14 protein-coding genes and 2 pseudogenes are annotated in these 15,446 nt (G+C 59.0%); 10 read left to right on the forward strand and 6 right to left on the reverse strand.

Going from position 1 to position 15,446, the window contains the following annotated elements; translation table 11 throughout:
* Window positions 1-187: 187 nt before the first annotated feature.
* Entirely contained in the window at window positions 188-553 is a 366-nt protein-coding gene (locus ACKWRH_RS31370; RefSeq protein ID WP_445216664.1) for a class I SAM-dependent methyltransferase, read from the reverse strand.
* A gap of 293 nt (window positions 554-846) precedes the next feature.
* Here ACKWRH_RS31370 and ACKWRH_RS31375 point away from each other — a divergent pair, with 293 nt between their 5' ends.
* Window positions 847-1,776, forward strand: coding sequence for a dTDP-4-dehydrorhamnose reductase family protein (locus tag ACKWRH_RS31375; RefSeq protein WP_445216665.1), 930 nt, complete (start codon window positions 847-849; stop codon window positions 1,774-1,776).
* A gap of 396 nt (window positions 1,777-2,172) precedes the next feature.
* Here ACKWRH_RS31375 and ACKWRH_RS31380 read toward each other — a convergent pair.
* Window positions 2,173-2,318 (reverse strand): annotated as a pseudogene (locus tag ACKWRH_RS31380) (methyl-accepting chemotaxis protein); the annotation flags it as partial.
* Between the two features lie 1,180 nt (window positions 2,319-3,498).
* Window positions 3,499-3,790 (reverse strand): annotated as a pseudogene (locus ACKWRH_RS31385) (ArdC-like ssDNA-binding domain-containing protein); the annotation flags it as partial.
* Between the two features lie 568 nt (window positions 3,791-4,358).
* Here ACKWRH_RS31385 and ACKWRH_RS31390 point away from each other — a divergent pair.
* From ACKWRH_RS31390 to ACKWRH_RS31415, 6 genes are all read left to right on the forward strand, one after another.
* Window positions 4,359-4,610, forward strand: coding sequence for a hypothetical protein (locus ACKWRH_RS31390; protein ID WP_445222631.1), 252 nt, complete (start codon window positions 4,359-4,361; stop codon window positions 4,608-4,610).
* Between the two features lie 18 nt (window positions 4,611-4,628).
* On the forward strand, window positions 4,629-4,853 hold the full coding sequence (locus ACKWRH_RS31395; RefSeq protein ID WP_445222499.1) for a glycosyltransferase 87 family protein: 225 nt from the start codon (window positions 4,629-4,631) through the stop codon (window positions 4,851-4,853).
* The gene (locus tag ACKWRH_RS31400; protein WP_445222500.1) at window positions 4,808-5,635 is read left to right on the forward strand and encodes a glycosyltransferase family 87 protein; all 828 of its coding nucleotides are present in this window, start codon (window positions 4,808-4,810) and stop codon (window positions 5,633-5,635) included. Before ACKWRH_RS31395 ends, ACKWRH_RS31400 begins: the two co-directional genes overlap by 46 nt.
* A gap of 296 nt (window positions 5,636-5,931) precedes the next feature.
* Window positions 5,932-6,324: a hypothetical protein gene (locus tag ACKWRH_RS31405; RefSeq protein ID WP_445216666.1), complete on the forward strand. Its 393-nt coding sequence runs from the start codon at window positions 5,932-5,934 to the stop codon at window positions 6,322-6,324.
* A 1,055-nt stretch (window positions 6,325-7,379) separates the two neighbouring features.
* Entirely contained in the window at window positions 7,380-7,676 is a 297-nt protein-coding gene (locus ACKWRH_RS31410) for a hypothetical protein (protein WP_445216667.1), read from the forward strand.
* The gene (locus ACKWRH_RS31415; RefSeq protein WP_445216668.1) at window positions 7,673-7,828 is read left to right on the forward strand and encodes a hypothetical protein; all 156 of its coding nucleotides are present in this window, start codon (window positions 7,673-7,675) and stop codon (window positions 7,826-7,828) included. The genes ACKWRH_RS31410 and ACKWRH_RS31415 overlap by 4 nt, the downstream gene beginning before the upstream one ends.
* Window positions 7,829-8,005: 177 nt before the next feature.
* Here ACKWRH_RS31415 and ACKWRH_RS31420 read toward each other — a convergent pair whose 3' ends face one another.
* Window positions 8,006-8,203 carry a hypothetical protein gene (locus tag ACKWRH_RS31420; protein WP_445216669.1) on the reverse strand — a complete coding sequence of 66 codons (198 nt, stop codon included), beginning with the start codon at window positions 8,201-8,203 and terminating at the stop codon, window positions 8,006-8,008.
* Window positions 8,204-8,973: 770 nt separating this feature from the next.
* Here ACKWRH_RS31420 and ACKWRH_RS31425 point away from each other — a divergent pair.
* Together ACKWRH_RS31425 and ACKWRH_RS31430 are read left to right on the forward strand one after the other, a co-directional pair.
* Window positions 8,974-9,156 carry a hypothetical protein gene (locus ACKWRH_RS31425; protein WP_445216670.1) on the forward strand — a complete coding sequence of 61 codons (183 nt, stop codon included), beginning with the start codon at window positions 8,974-8,976 and terminating at the stop codon, window positions 9,154-9,156.
* 2,181 nt (window positions 9,157-11,337) lie between these two features.
* On the forward strand, window positions 11,338-12,201 hold the full coding sequence (locus ACKWRH_RS31430; RefSeq protein ID WP_445216671.1) for an AraC family transcriptional regulator: 864 nt from the start codon (window positions 11,338-11,340) through the stop codon (window positions 12,199-12,201).
* Between the two features lie 46 nt (window positions 12,202-12,247).
* Here the strand turns inward: ACKWRH_RS31430 and ACKWRH_RS31435 are convergent, their stop codons facing one another.
* Window positions 12,248-13,333, reverse strand: a complete 1,086-nt coding sequence (locus ACKWRH_RS31435) for an ABC transporter substrate-binding protein (RefSeq protein WP_445222501.1) — start codon at window positions 13,331-13,333, stop codon at window positions 12,248-12,250.
* Here ACKWRH_RS31435 and ACKWRH_RS31440 point away from each other — a divergent pair.
* Window positions 13,254-13,484 carry a hypothetical protein gene (locus tag ACKWRH_RS31440; protein ID WP_445222632.1) on the forward strand — a complete coding sequence of 77 codons (231 nt, stop codon included), beginning with the start codon at window positions 13,254-13,256 and terminating at the stop codon, window positions 13,482-13,484. The two genes, ACKWRH_RS31435 and ACKWRH_RS31440, sit on opposite strands and share 80 nt — an antisense overlap.
* A gap of 90 nt (window positions 13,485-13,574) precedes the next feature.
* On the opposite strand, the gene ACKWRH_RS31445 is transcribed toward ACKWRH_RS31440, so the two are convergent.
* Window positions 13,575-15,446 (reverse strand): AMP-dependent synthetase/ligase, encoded by a 1,872-nt coding sequence (locus tag ACKWRH_RS31445; protein ID WP_445216672.1) that lies wholly within the window; start codon window positions 15,444-15,446, stop codon window positions 13,575-13,577.

The following is a 15,446-nucleotide window of genomic DNA, read 5'->3' on the forward strand; positions in this document are numbered from 1 at the left end:
GAAGTCGGCCATCCGGAAATTGTATTGCTGGGCCTCGGGAGTCGAAACGTAGACGTTGTAGACAGCATAAGTCACGATCGTCTGACGCCTGCTGACCCCGCGCCAGGTCAACGGCGCCAATCCGGTGTTGATGAAAGCCGATCCGGGCCGGGTATGATCGCGCGCCCAGACCTGGACGTCGTATAAGTCACAGCGGCTTCAGGAGGATGCCGTCATTGCAGCCGAATTCGAGCACGGTGGCATGGCGCGGATTGACAAATCGTGCAACCACCTCAGTCGCGTAGTCGTTGAAATGCTCCCTCAGCGTCCGGATCGCCGACGAGAAGTAAAAATAATCGGCGAAGAGGAGGGTCGGATCGACCTTCTCGGGAACCTGAACCGCGTAGCAGCTCGGGCAAAAACACACCCGCAGGCGGAATTTCGATTCTCGGGCGAATGTTTCTTCCTTCAAGAACCCGCCGGCCAGCGCCGCCTCGCCGAAATCAATGACTTCTACCAGACCCTCTGCCTCACAAAATGCACATCGGCCGTTCTGGGGGTCAATCGGATGCAATCTTTCCACAACGACTGTCGAGGTCCTACTTGATGGGGTCGACCCCCGAGATTAGGTCCAACTGCGCGGTAGCTAGCGAATTTTTTGGCCAACAAGCCCTAAGCACTGGCCGTGCGCCTGATGGCTCGAACTTGTCAAGCGGGACCTAACCACCGGACGGACCGGAGATGACACATCGACCTGCCTCAGGTCCGGGCCCGCCCACGCGAAATCCGGAATTTCTTGACAGACCGGTGAGATAGATGCCATCCGCTGAGATGCTGAGCCACGTCAAGTGTAAGTGGAAATGAAGAATGTCGTCGGAATTGCCGCCTGATCCACACACGGCTCGCCGCGTCCCGCACGTGCTCGTGCTCGGCGCCACCGGTATGCTTGGGCACAAGCTTGTCCAGCGGCTGGCGGCGCAGGGCTTTCAGATTTCCGGAACGATACGCTCATCTTCGATTCCCGACACGCCCGCGGCCCGACTGGCCCTGGCTGGCACACACCAGATTCAGCCGAATGTGGATGTTTTGCAGGACACGGCCCTCCAGGCAGCGATCGAGGCGGCAAGTCCTGATGTCGTGATAAATGCGGTCGGCGTGATCAAGCAGCTCGATCTGGCGAAGGACGCCATTACTTCGATCGCGGCCAACGCGATGCTTCCGCACAGAGCCGCAGCACTTTGCAGGCAGCGGGGCGCCCGCCTGATACAATTCAGCACCGATTGCGTGTTCTCCGGCCGGGAAGGCCCGTTTGCGGAGAATTCGCCTACCGATGCCGAGGATCTGTACGGACGTAGCAAGCTGCTGGGCGAAGTTTCGGGGCCCGGCTGCCTGACCATTCGGTCTTCCATCGTCGGCAGGGAATTGCGCGGGCGCTCCAGTCTGATCGAATGGTTCCTTGCGCAACGCGGCGGGCACGCGAAGGGATTCGCCGGCGCTCTCTATACCGGGCTTACGACCAACGCCATGTCAGATCTGGTCGGAAGATTGATTACGGAACATCCGGACGTCGATGGCGTCTGGCACGTTGCCTCGGAGCCGATCAGCAAATACGAGCTTTTGCAGATCGTGAACGCTCAATACGGGCTCGGCGTGACCCTCGAGCGCGACGAGACTTTTTTCTGCGATCGCAGACTTGACGGCAGCAACTTCGCGAAACGAACCGGATTCCGCGCGCCAGACTGGCACACGATGATCCGAGAAATGCATGAAGATCCAACGCCCTACGACGCGCATTGAATCTCAGCAATAGTAGGGAACTATTTATCCAAACGTGTGAGCACAGCGCAGCGAGATATCACCCGCTCGATGTGGAACCAACCTTCAGGCTCGTGGAGAACTGAGAGGCGCGGTTACCCTCTGCCGCAGCGCGCCGGACGCTTCAAAGCCAAACGTGCGATTTTGCGAACGAGTTCACTCTCGTTATCGGTGCCGTTGCTTGGGCCATACAGCCTCAAGCTTCCTTCTTAGCAGCGAGTGAACTCGACGCGCGCCTCTGCGCGTGTCGATTTCTACGCAAGGACTCGCCAAGTGGCGCGGACAGACGGCTGTCATTGCGAGAACCTACTATTGAGTTTGCGGGACCGGGACGTCAGTGCGGCTGGCAGGGGAATTGGCAAAAAGCCGGGCAGACGTATCCTCAATCTGCTCCGCAATCTGATCAGTCGCCTCCGCTGTTTGACTTGCTAGAGCTTTGACTTCGGCCGCAACAACGGCAAAGCCTTTTCCAGCATCCCCGCGCGCGCAGCTTCAATAGTGGCATTCAAGGCAAAAAGGTTGGTTCACCGGTGTCTGCGTTTTGGCTGACGCGGGCCATGGTGTAGTTCGGAGGGCTCTGCATGCCCGTAACCGATCAGAAGGGCTGCTTGAAGCCGCGGCGTGCGGCTGCTTCGAGGAGATCGAGGAAGGTCTCATCCAGCTTCCGCTAGCGTGCCTTCATCGCAAGCCCGGCATCTTCGGCAAGGGTCTCCGCCAGGGCAAGAGCAACGGCAATGCCCCGTAGCGACCGCCTCGTCCGGCAAGGCGAGCACGCTCGGTTAGCCCGCAGTTCTTCGATCTCGGCGGCCGCCCGCCCCTGCTTGACGAACTTTGCGAGAGTTTCGGACTGCAGCTCGATCCTTTCGATTTATCGAAGGCGACTATCAATGCTGGCGATTTGTAAGGCCGATTTCCCACTTTGTAGCTCAAATCCGAACGTCGGATGACTTGAGGTTTGGGTATGGTCCTCAAAACAAGAGCCGCGGATATCGCAACGAGTGGCAAGCAGGTGAACAGCAAACTGTTGTAGCTCCGTAGAGCCACGCAGCTCCGCCAGTGAGAAGGAGCGCCGCTGGAATCATTGGAAATGGGCTTGTGACTGCGCCGACGCGATGCGCAGCTCTCCGATCGAGCAAGACACCAGTCCCGAGTCGACCTAAGATTGAAGCGAAACCGATCATTCCAACTATTGCCACTGCTTCAGCCCGCGATCTACCCGCAGACGTCATGATCGGGACGAAGTGTACAATCATCGTCATGATGACAAAGACGATCAGCGTTCCCGCAATGGCAATCTTAAAGAAACTTGCTGATCGCAAACCTTCCTGCAGGGTTAGCCCTTCTATCGCTGGTTCCGGAACAATTTGCGAGTGAGACGTCAGGTTTGCGTTATCACAAAAGAATAGAGCCACGAAGGGATGGCCACGATGGCATAAAGACATCCAAGGGCGGCATAAGCCACTCGCCAGCCCTCGTGCCTTATAGATACTCTGCGATCCACGGCGTCAGTGCAGACCCAAGTCCGGTGCCACAAAACATTACGGCGAGTGCGAGGCCTCTCCCGGACGTGTACCACTGAGCCACTCCCGCGGCCCACGCTGTTGGTTTGAGCAAGATGGCACCCGCAGCGACCAGAACGAAGATCGCCTGGTAGGACCATATTGAGCTTCCGACTAAGGAGAGAGCGGAAAAGCTGCCGCGCTTGGGAACGAAGCGATCGGCATAACAGACGGTCGCGCCGTGCTCGCCCTTGCGCACCGTGCCGCCCCAGCTGAGAAGCTTGCCGAAAGGTCAGCCAGCGTTGTATGGTGAAGCCGCATTCCAAGAGCTGCCCCCACAGGATCAGGATATTGATCCCCGAATAGGATTTTCCGGTCGCGGCATTTCTGGGAGGCGCGAAAACCTGACTGCCGCCACCTGTCCCCCATGGGCGAGCCCAGGGGAAAATGCCCGCCTCCAGGTCCGCGATGATGCGAGCTGTAATTTCCTCAACGATCTCCGTTCGCTCCTCTTCCGCGCCCTGCCGCCCCGGGGATCCCCGCCGGTAGACACGTCATGCAAAGACTTTGCAGCCGTGGGGTCAAGCGTTGCGACTTCAGAATTAGGAACCACCGCGGTGGTCCGAGTGTTTGCTGAGGCTGGCTCTTGCCAAGCTGGTGGAGTGGCCCTGGCCTACCCCTTGCGCCCCTGCAGCCGGGATCGTCTCTCCGCCATGTAGTATCAGAGGAAGCGTATGCGTTCCTCGCCCTCGATCGTGCCGGCCGATCGTCTCGATCGCGACATCTACTTGGTGCTTGAGGACTTCGTAGCGCATGCCGGTTGCGCCTGGCGCGAGACGGACGAGCAGGACACCGACCGCGAAACGGTGCTGCGGGATATCATTTCGGGGTCAGCCAAAGCGGCAAAGAATCTCAAACCTCGTCCACACCCACGACGCGCGGTACCTCGCTCGTCGAGGATGGCCGACGCCCGTTACCGTCCCTTAAACCTCTGGTGGCAGTCTAAAGGCGATCCGCAGACCTGCCTGTCAGGCCACGGATTGGTCAAATTCAGGATCGTCGCAGATGTTTGCCGAGACGCTGGAAGCGGTTCAATCCTCGCCGTCGAAGCGGACGATTTATGTCCGGCTCGTACTGGCTGCGCTGGCCTTTATGGTCCTGCTCAAGATCTTGAGGTTTGGCCGCTGGGGCGCCTGGCAGGTCCGCGAACTCTCGGATTTCGATGCCTTTTACATCACCGCGCAACAGGTGTGGCGCGGCCAGCTCGATCTGGTCTACCGGTTCGAGACGCTGATAAAGCTTCAGGCCGAAGCATAAAATGGGGCAACGAGCTTTATGCCCTGGACCTATCCGCCGCAGTTCGACCTGCTGGTGGCACCGTTTGCACTTCTGCCGGCCGGCGTCGCCTATCTCCTTTTTGTCACAGCGACGTTGACCATCTATCTCCTGACGCTTCGCGCCATTGCAGGCAAGAATTTCGCGCAGATCATGGTCTCATCTTTCCTGCACTCGCAATCACGGTCGGCTGCGGACAGAACGGCTTTCTTACAGGCGCACTGATCGGCCTAGTCTGCCTCAACGTGGAGCGGCGACAGGTCCTCGCCGGTCTCGCACTGGGCGCGATGGTGATCAAGCCGCATCTGGCCATTGCCGCCGGCGTCTACATGCTGCCGGCGCGCCGCTGGGCGGCGCTCGCGACGGCCACCATGTTCGTGCTGGCGAGCTCACTCATCTGCACGCTGGTGTTCGGATGGCAGATCTGGACCGTCTGGCTCCGCGCTATCCGGGAATCAGCCATCTTCCTGGAGCACGGTCTTTATCCGATGTTTCGCATGATCTCGGCCTACGCGGCCGTCGGCAGCGCCGTCGTTCCTCCGACCTTCGCTTTTTGGGCCCAGGCGATCGTCGCCTGCTTCGCGTTGATCGCGGTCGTGCTCGCCGTCCGGCAGGGCGCCGCGCGAAAAATATCGTCCACATTCGCGCTCGGCATCACCGCCATGGTCTCGGTGATGATCAGCCCCTATGCCTATGACTACGACCTGCCTATGATGGGGATTGGCCTCGCGTTGCTGCTTCCCGATCTTGCCCAGTTGGCGAGCGCGCGCGAACGCAGCGTCATCTATGGACTGATCCTGCTCGCCGGCGCCTACGGCATGCTTCAGTCGGCACGCATGGCGGCACAGTTCGGGAATGAAGCCGATCTTGCCGACATGGATGGGAAGTTTGCACCCGCCATCGGTGGCTTCGCGCTGATGTCGCTACTCGTTCTGCTCGCGAGGCTGCTGCGACGCGGAACACAGCCTGCGCCGGCCCTGCCGCAGGTCGCACAAGCCGCGGAATAGCGTCGCCAGATTCGCTGCAAAGCCAGCGCCACGCCGCCAAGCGCAACTGCGATCGCCGGCTATTCGCGCGAGCCCAGCCCGAAGCAGAGAGACCGATTGTCCTGCCGCGCTGCGCCGTATTCAGCCTAGGTGAAACGGCGCTGGCTGCATATTTTTCGTATTTTTTTAACCCGGTCGGCCGCAGTGGTGCCCCAATGCGGCCTTTTCTTTTGTTGGGCGCGCGAGCGTGAACTGCCCCCTTGCTAGTCTCTCGTCTATACTCGAGCAAGTGATCCCATCGTGGCGCTGGTCTAACCATGCCGTTTTGGACACTTTCACAAACCATCAAGGCGGTCTTAGTCCTGCTAGCCGTCTATTTCCCGATTGCGCTTTATCTGAAGTACAGCTACATTCCGGAACCTGACCCGCCGAAGGCTGCGAATTTATCCGGGCCTTTCCGCAAGCTCGATGCGACCGCCTATATGGCCCTTGCGCCAAAACTCGACGCGCTCGCAGATGTTGACTACGGCCCCACCAGATCAACCATTGTCGTGCTCGAGGATGGGAAACCGCTTGGCCCGCCACATAGTCGTTCCAAAGTGGCCAGCGGTAGTTATTCGCATTGGCGTGGTTCCGGCATCATCTTCTCGGCCAGCGACAACAGCGACCCGAACTCCAATGGGCGAACCTATTCCGTTACATGGCAGTGATGAAATATTGAGTAAGACCCGCCAGCGTGAACCGACGGTTCGGAAGCATCACAAACCTGTGGCACGACCGTTGCCCAATCGAAACAACTGGGATTTCAGAGCTCAGTTTGAGAATAAAACGCTGCCGGGACGTGTATTTCGAGCCCGGTAGCGTTCGATTTTGGGCCTAGTGGGACGCCCGCTGGGAGTGGACCGGCTGGCTGAACCTTAATCTCCACGCTCCTGATTGGCGCGGCCGGACCTTTGAGACATGGCAAGCGTTGACGCTCCGAACACCAGGGCAGGATCGTGAACCTGGAGTGTCGGACGTGAGTATAGTCCCTCTGGAATTTGAAAGACGGTTGGCGCAGCGGTGGACGGCCAGATTTCAACGGCCCATCTCACCAGTACAGCAAGTGCGTCAGCCCCCCAGCGAAGGTTGGCAGGTCGTCACTAGCTCGAAGCGAAAAAAATCATCTGTTAAGAAGAGGCGCCAGCGCATGGAGAGCCCGCTGGCTCAATAGCCGGCGGGACATGTCGTTCACCGTCCGAGCGGTCGGCGGTCCGTCATCAGCCGCCGCCGGTCGCGCTTCCTTCGCGTTCGGCGCTTCGATGGCGGCATGCCGCGGACCTGCCCGTTGCCACACGCCCAAGCACGCCGATGGCCGACCGCTCAAAATCACGTTCGGCGAGATGCGCGAGATGGGCGTAAGCGGCGTTCTGGTCTATTGCCGTTGCGGCCATCACGTCGCCCCGGGACGCGACCGCTGGCCGGACAACGTACGGCTCTCGGCTCTCGAGCCGCGGTTCGTCTGCAAGGCTTGCGGCCAGCGCGGCGCAATCCTTCGCGCTGGCAGCGAAGAAACAATGATGGCTGTTGGCCGATAGCCCCGCAAAAAGACGGCCCCGGCCATGGGGTTCGTTGGGTCGTTGAGGCCGGAACCGGTTGGGGGTGCTTGGACTTTGGGGAAGATCAAGCGACTATGAGCTTACTCATAACTCGGAGCACCGCTTTGTTCGTTTCAACACATTGTCGGTACTTTTCCGGACAGGAGCAGCAAACTCTTGCGCAATGAATGACCGAACGGGGCTGGCGGCGGCCTTTCGAAGATCCGATAGACATAGGCGGCCGCAAGCTGGTGACGCTGCTCGACGCCGGCGAGTACATTGCCGAACTGCCGAAGAAAGAGCACGAGGAGGCAGAGTGGCGAGCGGCGATGGAAGCCCTGCCCCTGGTGGTCGAGCGCGGCGGCCCGACGATGTATGTCCGGATCGGGATCATGCGGGCATTGAACCGACATTACGTCCCGGAGTTTAACCCGAAGTGGAAAGAACCTCACTGGGGCCGGCGCAAGCTGAAGAGGGATCGATGACCGTCTTCGTTTACGTGAACACCGCTAAACAGCCCGGCGACGCCGACCACATCAAAGTCTTCTCCACGGTCGATGCTGCGGAAACGTGGTTCGAGGAAAACGATCCCGAGGGGGTGACCTTTGAGTACGACGTGATAGGCCCGCCAGCGTGAGCAGCGAGCGGAAGGCCGCCAACTGAGGCGGCCTTACATATTAGAAACTAAGAGAGCGACGGACGCGATCAGTGTGGCCGTACTGAGGGTCACCACGACAAGGGCTTGTTCACTGTGGGCTTCTAGTTCTTTGTCATTCATCTTGATCAACGCAAGCCCACAGATTTGGTTCGATGGCTAGGTCGGAGCCTTGAGGCCCGGTGAGTTCAGCCATTCCTCGATGTGGGCGGCTACGTCAGATCCGTGAGCCTTCTTCAGAAGCTCCTCGCGCTGTTCACCCGGGGGTAGGTGCTCTGCCATCTCCCTCGCTAGCCTAGCTTCTTGGATGAGCCGTTCGCCCAGCGCTCTATCCTGTTTGAACCGGTGGCGTTTCATTTGAACGTCCTCCCAACCTGAAAACGCGTTAGGGGAACTAACGTTCGGAATTGGAACCTTACATCAGGTGTCCATCGGTCGAACGCCTCTGTTCGCTAAGTGTTCGTGGGACCGAATTCCTTCATTAAATTCTTGCTCGGCTGTCACTGGAAATTTAGGACACTAGGGGATCCAAACTAGGCCACAAGGGGTTAAATACGGACAGTCCCCATGGAGCGATGAGAACATTTCGAGAAACGAGAACAAGAGCCCGCCAGCGTGAACCGGGCGGCCCTGGGAGGGCGAGCCGAAGCCCAGCCCTAACGCGATGCTCTCCCGCGCGCAGCACTCAGGTCCGCTTTTATACCTGGAATTGCTACATCAGCGGGCTGTCGGCTCGGGGGCGGCTCATTAAGGTCTCGCGCCCATGGTGCCCCTAATCGAACTGTCGAACTGGACGTGACTTGATCAGAGCTCACGCAAGCAGAGACAAGCAGGCCAGGAAGGCCAATCAATACCGCCCGCAACATCGCCTGGATGCCCATGCTCGCCTAACCGAGATGCCTCCGAATCGATCCTCAGATCTTATAACCGTTCTTGGGAAAACTCTCGGAAATGATGCCCCGCCAGCGTGAACCGGCGGCTCTCATTCGTTGGTCGGACCAGACACTGTAGGGCGGCCCGTGGATGCATCCGACGTTTCATAAAACCATTGGGGAGGGACTGGGAATGAAGACCATCGCTTTTGCTTTTGCGTACATGCTCGCGTAACGGCTGCCCAGGCGCAGTATGTGGGCGGCACCGGCTCGAATCCGAGCACGCACAGGTCGTCGGGCTACCCCCGCAGCAATGGCACCTATGTTGCGCCTTACGTCGCGACCAATCCGAACGGGATTCAGCGCGACAACTATGGCACCAGCGGCAACTACAACCCGAACACCGGCAACTTCGCCACGCGAACGCCGCGACACTGAGCAACCTTGGATGAGTGACTGCTAACGAGCCCGATAGGCTTGAACGGATTTGTGCGTTCAACAATCAAAGAAAACAAATGGCGACTGACGACGATTGGAGAAATACCGAAATTAATGTTCGGTTTTCGCCGGGCCCGACTCGGATGAACCGGGCCGGGCATGATGGGCTCCTAGCCGCCAGTGTTGCCCATATGGGCGACGTGAAGAGTGGATTTCACAAGACATAGCGCGGTGACAGACGCCAAGGCGCTCGAGATGCCTTTGATGAGTGTTGTGTTGTGTCGCGAACGAGCGACGCGTCTACGACATGGGTCGAGCAATCCTTGGCTTGCCTGCGGTGTGATTGAGACTGCAACCTCGCTTCGGAGGCGCGGGGCGCGCGAACTATCCCGCGCCCTTCAGTTCATCGCGTCAACCGTCGGCTCGACGAAAACTAGGAATCTGGGGTTGCATCAGGCTTTTTCAGCAAGCCGGCAGGGGGGAAGGACGCCGGCCAAGTTGGTTGTCCTGCGCGAGGCGTAGCTGGTTAGTCCTCGCATCATCCCTCGCGAGTGCAGCAAGCCTATCTAACTGGGTGGACAATCCGGTGAAGCTCTTCGCGATGTTCTTCAAAACAGAGGCTCGGCTGGGAGTGGTGCCGGCAACTCGCGATAGAGCGTTGTATTGATCTGCTAATTCTTTGCAGGCTGCAGCGGTAATCATATGGGCTCCTCAGCTAAAAGACGCCAACATCGCAACCCTTGGTACGTTCTGGAAAATCACCACCTTCCAAACCAACTTGGGAGACTACGGGCACAATATGACATTATCATCAAACGAATGAGGCACTTCAGGATCAGAAAAAGAAGCAAATTCGAGCGAAAGTCCGTGGAATCGCTTTTCTTCATCTGGGCCGGTGATCGTCGATCGGTCCGGCAACTTTCTACGGTCGGTTCACGGCAAACCAATTCGTCTCGGATCGAACCCGCATCTCCGCATTGATCAAGCTTGCCGACATCGTTGCAGATGGAATGGACCTGACTAAAGCGCGTGACTGCTTTGAGGCGCAGGTCCACAGGCGCCGGGTGCTATCCTGATTCCCTCTGCGGGTGTCCTAATTAGGACAGTCACGAAGGCAGATTAGACAGAGCCCTCTTTTGAGATCGGCCCGCTTCCTACAGCTGGAGCGCAGCCACGATGGTATTCTTGCTGGCAGTTCGCGTAATCGTCGTACAGGAGGTACGAACCGTACCACGACAACAATGACCACGAAAGCAAGAGCTATCTTCTGCCTCATTTTGACACCCGCAGAGGGGAATTAGGATAGTCACTAGAACAAACTAGGACACTAGGGGTCAAATACGGACAGCACCCCGTCGTGGGTGTGGAAAAGGCCGCCAAGTGAGGCGGCCTTACTCACTGTCGGCGCGACTACCAACGCGCAGCGACGGTGCCGGCACGCCAGGCCAGGCTCCAAATGATCGGCGTGCAGGCCAGCATAAGTGCGCAAATACGAAGTCCGGTCATGTTGAGTCTCCGTTGAGGAGCGCGGAATGCGACTTCTGAGCCTCTCAGACCGATCGGTAATTTCAAAACGCGAAGGGATGCTACTCTTCGAGAAAGGTGAGCGACCACCGATCGCAGCTGGGGCACGAGCAGGGGCACAGAAACGAACGACGAATAAACTCTTGTAAATTCAGATAGATATAGCCTGCCAATGGAGGAGAGAGTGTCAGTCAATCCCCATTGAAAGATAAAGCATTTTTAGTCTTCGCAGGCTAACAGCCACTGTTCAAGCTACCGCCGGAAAACGGAACTCCGTCTTCGACAAAGGCATGTCGGATCTGGTTGATCGGGCCTTTTGCTCCATCTTTTTCTCGCGATAACATCATGCGAAAGCTGATCGCCCTCGCGGTCGCTCACTGGAAGGCGGGCCGGCGACAAGTCGCTGACGTTGGCGATCCAGTGGCCGTGACCGACAGCAGCTTTGCTTGTAGGAATCGACCATAGGGTTCAAGCGCCCAGCGGCGCGTTGGCGCTTGTCGAGCGGCGGCCCACATTCAGTCCTCTGCCGCGGCATCTTCTCCTTCGCCCTACTTTCCCGTGACGATCAGCTGTCAAAGAGCTATCCTTCGAACGAATTCTCCGTCGGCGTCATCGCCGCCCCACAGATTGGAACTGCGATTTCCACGAGCGAATTCGATGCGCACGTCGCCCGCTTTTGAAACGGATCCCGGCTTTGCCCGAATGAACGTGCCGGACATTCGGATCAATTACGATCCAATCGATCCGGACCAGTTCGATCGACCAATTGTCTCCATGTCCATCGAGACGGGGCAAGGGAACGAGGAGTTGCCGCTCCATTCCCACAAGAAGGGCCAGCTGGTGGTGGCCTCTCATGGATCGGTCATGTGCCGCGCTCCGGGAGGACTATGGATCGTTCCGCCACAGGGTGCTGTATGGATACCCGCCGGAGTCCTGCACAGCAACTGCATGTCGGACGCCGGAAAGGTCTACGTCGTCTTCATCGATCCGCAGGCGAGCACGCTTCCGACCACTTGCTGCACATTCACGATATCATCGCTGGTCCGCGAACTGATCCATCGATTGTCGGTATTCCCGCCCCTGTATCCGATCGAGGGACCGACAAGCCGACTTGGGCGCGTCCTGCTCGACGAACTGGTGCAGATGTCGACCGAACAGATGTACCTGCCGATCTCTGCTGATAGCCGATTGCAGCATCTGGCCGCATCTCTGCTCAATGATCCGGCCGATCGGAGCACGGTCGACGAGTTGTCTGCTCGATACGCGATGAGCGAGCGCACATTCGCCCGCCTGGTATTGAAGGAGACCGGAATGACATTCGGGCGCTGGAGACAGCGCCTGCACATCCTTGTCGCGCTTCAGTTGCTGTCAAACGGATCTTCCGTCCAGGCCGTCTCGCTCGATCTGGGTTATGAAACGCCGAGCGCCTTCATCACCATGTTCAAGAAGACGATGGGCAAGAGCCCTCGTCGTTTCCTCGCCGAGCGTTCGAGCTTCGTCGGTCGCGAGCCGGTCGAATGAACCGCAACTTGCGGCTTAACAGCCTGAAGCCGCGGCCGGCATTGCCTTATCTCGCATTGAACGGTGCCAGCGGAAACTGAAGGACCGCCTCGGCCACGGCTTGCGGCGCCACCACGCGAGGCTTGCCATTCTGCCCCTGCAGCATCGTCACGTCGCCCCCCATGTTTTGACCGTCGGCATCGAACTTGATCCTGCCGCTGGACATGAGGATCGGCGTCATGTCGGTTGCTTTGAGCGCGGCATGGATCGCCGCAGATTCGGACGACCCGGCGCGACTGACGGCGTCCACCACGATCTGCACGGCTTCGAACGCGCATCCTGAATTTGCGTCAACCCAGTCGTTTGGATAGTCGGACGCAAACCGCTTGAGGATCGCTGCGGCGTCGGGAGCCTTCGGATTATACCACAGCGTCGACAGTATCGCGCCGTCACCATATTTGCCCAACGCGTCGTAGTAGGCCTTGTCCTGCACGCCATTCGAGTTCGGCGAGAAGATTAGTTTGGGATTCCACCCCTGCTTGACGCATTCACGGATGATCATGATGGCGTCATTGACGCGCGTCACCGATATCAGCGCGTCGGCGCCGGACGCTTTCGCCTTCGCCACCTCAACCGAGAGATCCCTGGCCTTCTCGTCGTATGGGATGTACTGGGCAATCTTCAGAGGGACATCGACCTCCTTCCAGGCCCGATCGATGCTGGCCGCGGTTGATTGCCCCATCGTGTTGTTGAGATGCATGACGACCGCGCTCGTCGGCACATCCTTGAGCGGCGACAACAGCGACTTCAATTCGATCAGCGACTTCCTGACGATCGTCAGCGACGTGGGGCAGTAACGAAAGACCTGGGTGAATCCCTGCGAAGTCACCTGGGTTGCGGTCGCGATATGCACCACCATCGGGATCTTCGCAGCCTCGGCGGCCTGCAGCGCGGATATGGTTGCGCCGGAGTCCCAAGCACCGATGAGCACCGTGCAGCCTTGCCGGATCAAGTTCTCGGCGGCAATTCGCCCGTTTTCCGGCCTGCTCTGCGTATCGGCGTGGATGACTTCCATGTCTATTCCGAATTTCTCCTTGGCAAACTTCGCGCCGACGTCGATACCGCGCACACAGGCTTGGCCGGGAAATGCCAAAACGCCGCTGCTCGGATTGATCGCGCCGACCCGCACTTTGCCGGGAGCCTTTGCCTTCGCCGGCCACGATACGAACCCGGCAGCGGCGCCAACGCTGCTGCCGAGCAGCGCACGGCGCGTCAAACCAATTTCGTTGCGATTCATCATGTGACGTTCGCCCTCAGTCTGCTGCATGAATATTGAGCCGATCCAATAAAAACACGATGACTAGCGACGCACGTGGCAGATGCGCCCGCTCAAATCACGTTTCCACCTCGGCCTTGATCAGATCGTCTTCACTCTCATCGTAAAGCGTGTCGATCAACGACCGATATCTCTCGATGATCTGCCTCCGGCGCTTCTTCCTGGTCGGAGTCATCACGCCATTCTCGGGAGAGAGTTCTTCCGGCAAGATCCGGAAGGCCTTGATCTGCTCGGCCCTAGCCAATTTGCTGTTGGCCTTGCCGATCTCGCCTTCGATCATCCGGACGACGATTTCGGAATTTGCCAGATCCGCGTATTGCGCGATCTGAAGATCCCACGATCGGGCCCACTCCATCGTCGCGATCGCGTCAACTTCGATCAACGCGGTGAGATACTTCCTTCCTTCTCCGATCACCGCGGCCTCGGAAATGAACGGACTATGCCGGATTACATTTTCGATCTGCGTCGGGCTGATGGATTTTCCGTTGGACGTGTTGATGATCTCTTTTTTCCGATCGACCAGCTTAAACAGGCCTGTCGGGCCGATATCCACGATGTCTCCGGTATAGAGCCACCCGTCGCGCAGAGCCGACTTGGTTTCCTCCAGCTTGTTCCAGTACCCGACAAAGAGCCCTGGCCCCCTGACAATCATCTCCCCGTCCTCGAGAACCGCCGTCTCCCAAGCCGAATCATGCACGGGCACGCCAACGGTGCCGGCTTCCGGCCATTCCGCCATCTGGACCAGATTGGCGCCGACCAGTTCGGTCTGGCCGTAACATTCCTTCAGCTGCAGGCCCCACAGCTGCCAGAGCGACATGAGTTCGGACGGCATCGCAGCCGACGATGTGTAGGTGACCGCGAGCTCCTCGAACCCGACTTCAGCAAGCAGCGGACGGAAGATCTGGTCCTGGCACACGGCGAACAGGGCCGAGATCAGGGGATCGGGCGTGCCGCCGGCCTGGCGGTCGTCGAGCGCCTTGCGGGCGATCGTCATCGCAAATTGATAGTCCTGCTTCTGCTTCGCCGATCCGGAATGGACCTTGCTGAGGATCTGGGTGGCGAACCGTTGATAGAAGCGGGGCGGCGCCGTGAAGTAGGTCGGCTTCACGTCCTTGATCGTCTGAGCGAACTCCATGCTGGTCTCGCCGAAATGCGGCACCATCCGGGCGAGCAAAGGCAAGGTCGTTGCCTGCGCGCGCGCGACCGTATGCGACATCGGCAGATGCACGACGACGCGATGGGTGTCGGAACGCATCCGCGGGCTGAACGTCGTCACGCTGTGCGCACCGGCGAGCAGCGACAGATGGGTCAGCATCGCACCCTTCGGAAAGCCCGTGGTGCCGGATGTATATCCGATGCTGACCAGATCGCTCGCCTTGGCTTGCGCGACCTGCTTGCGAAGAAATCCATCGGCATCGACCGAGGTCGCGCCGCAAAAGGCCCTGAGACAGACCACCTTCGCCGCTGCGCTAGCCCCAGTCCACGCCGGATCGAGCACAATGACCTTGCGCAACGTCTCGGCCTGGCCGGACGCCAGGACGATGCCGAGCTGAAGCTCACTGCCGACAAAGACGATGGAGACGCCGGAATCGCTCAGGTAATAGCCGACCTCCTCCGGCGACGAGGTGAAGTACACGCCGACCATGACGCCGCCGGCGCAGATCGTCGCCATGTCGGCGAGCAGCCATTCCTGGGACACATCCCCCATGATGGCTGCACGATCACCGCGCTCAAAGCCGGCCTGTTGCAGGGCGACGGCCAGATTGGCCACCTGATCGGAATACTGCCGCCAGGTCACGGCGGTCCATTCGCCGCGACGCTTTTGCTTGTAGGCGACCGTCTCGGGCCGCTCTGCTCGTCGCGCGTGCAGAAGCTGCGGAATGGTCACGTCGACGAGTTGAGCTCCCGAGGTGATGGATTCGACGTCCAT

The organism is Bradyrhizobium sp. Pa8, assembly GCF_052588265.1.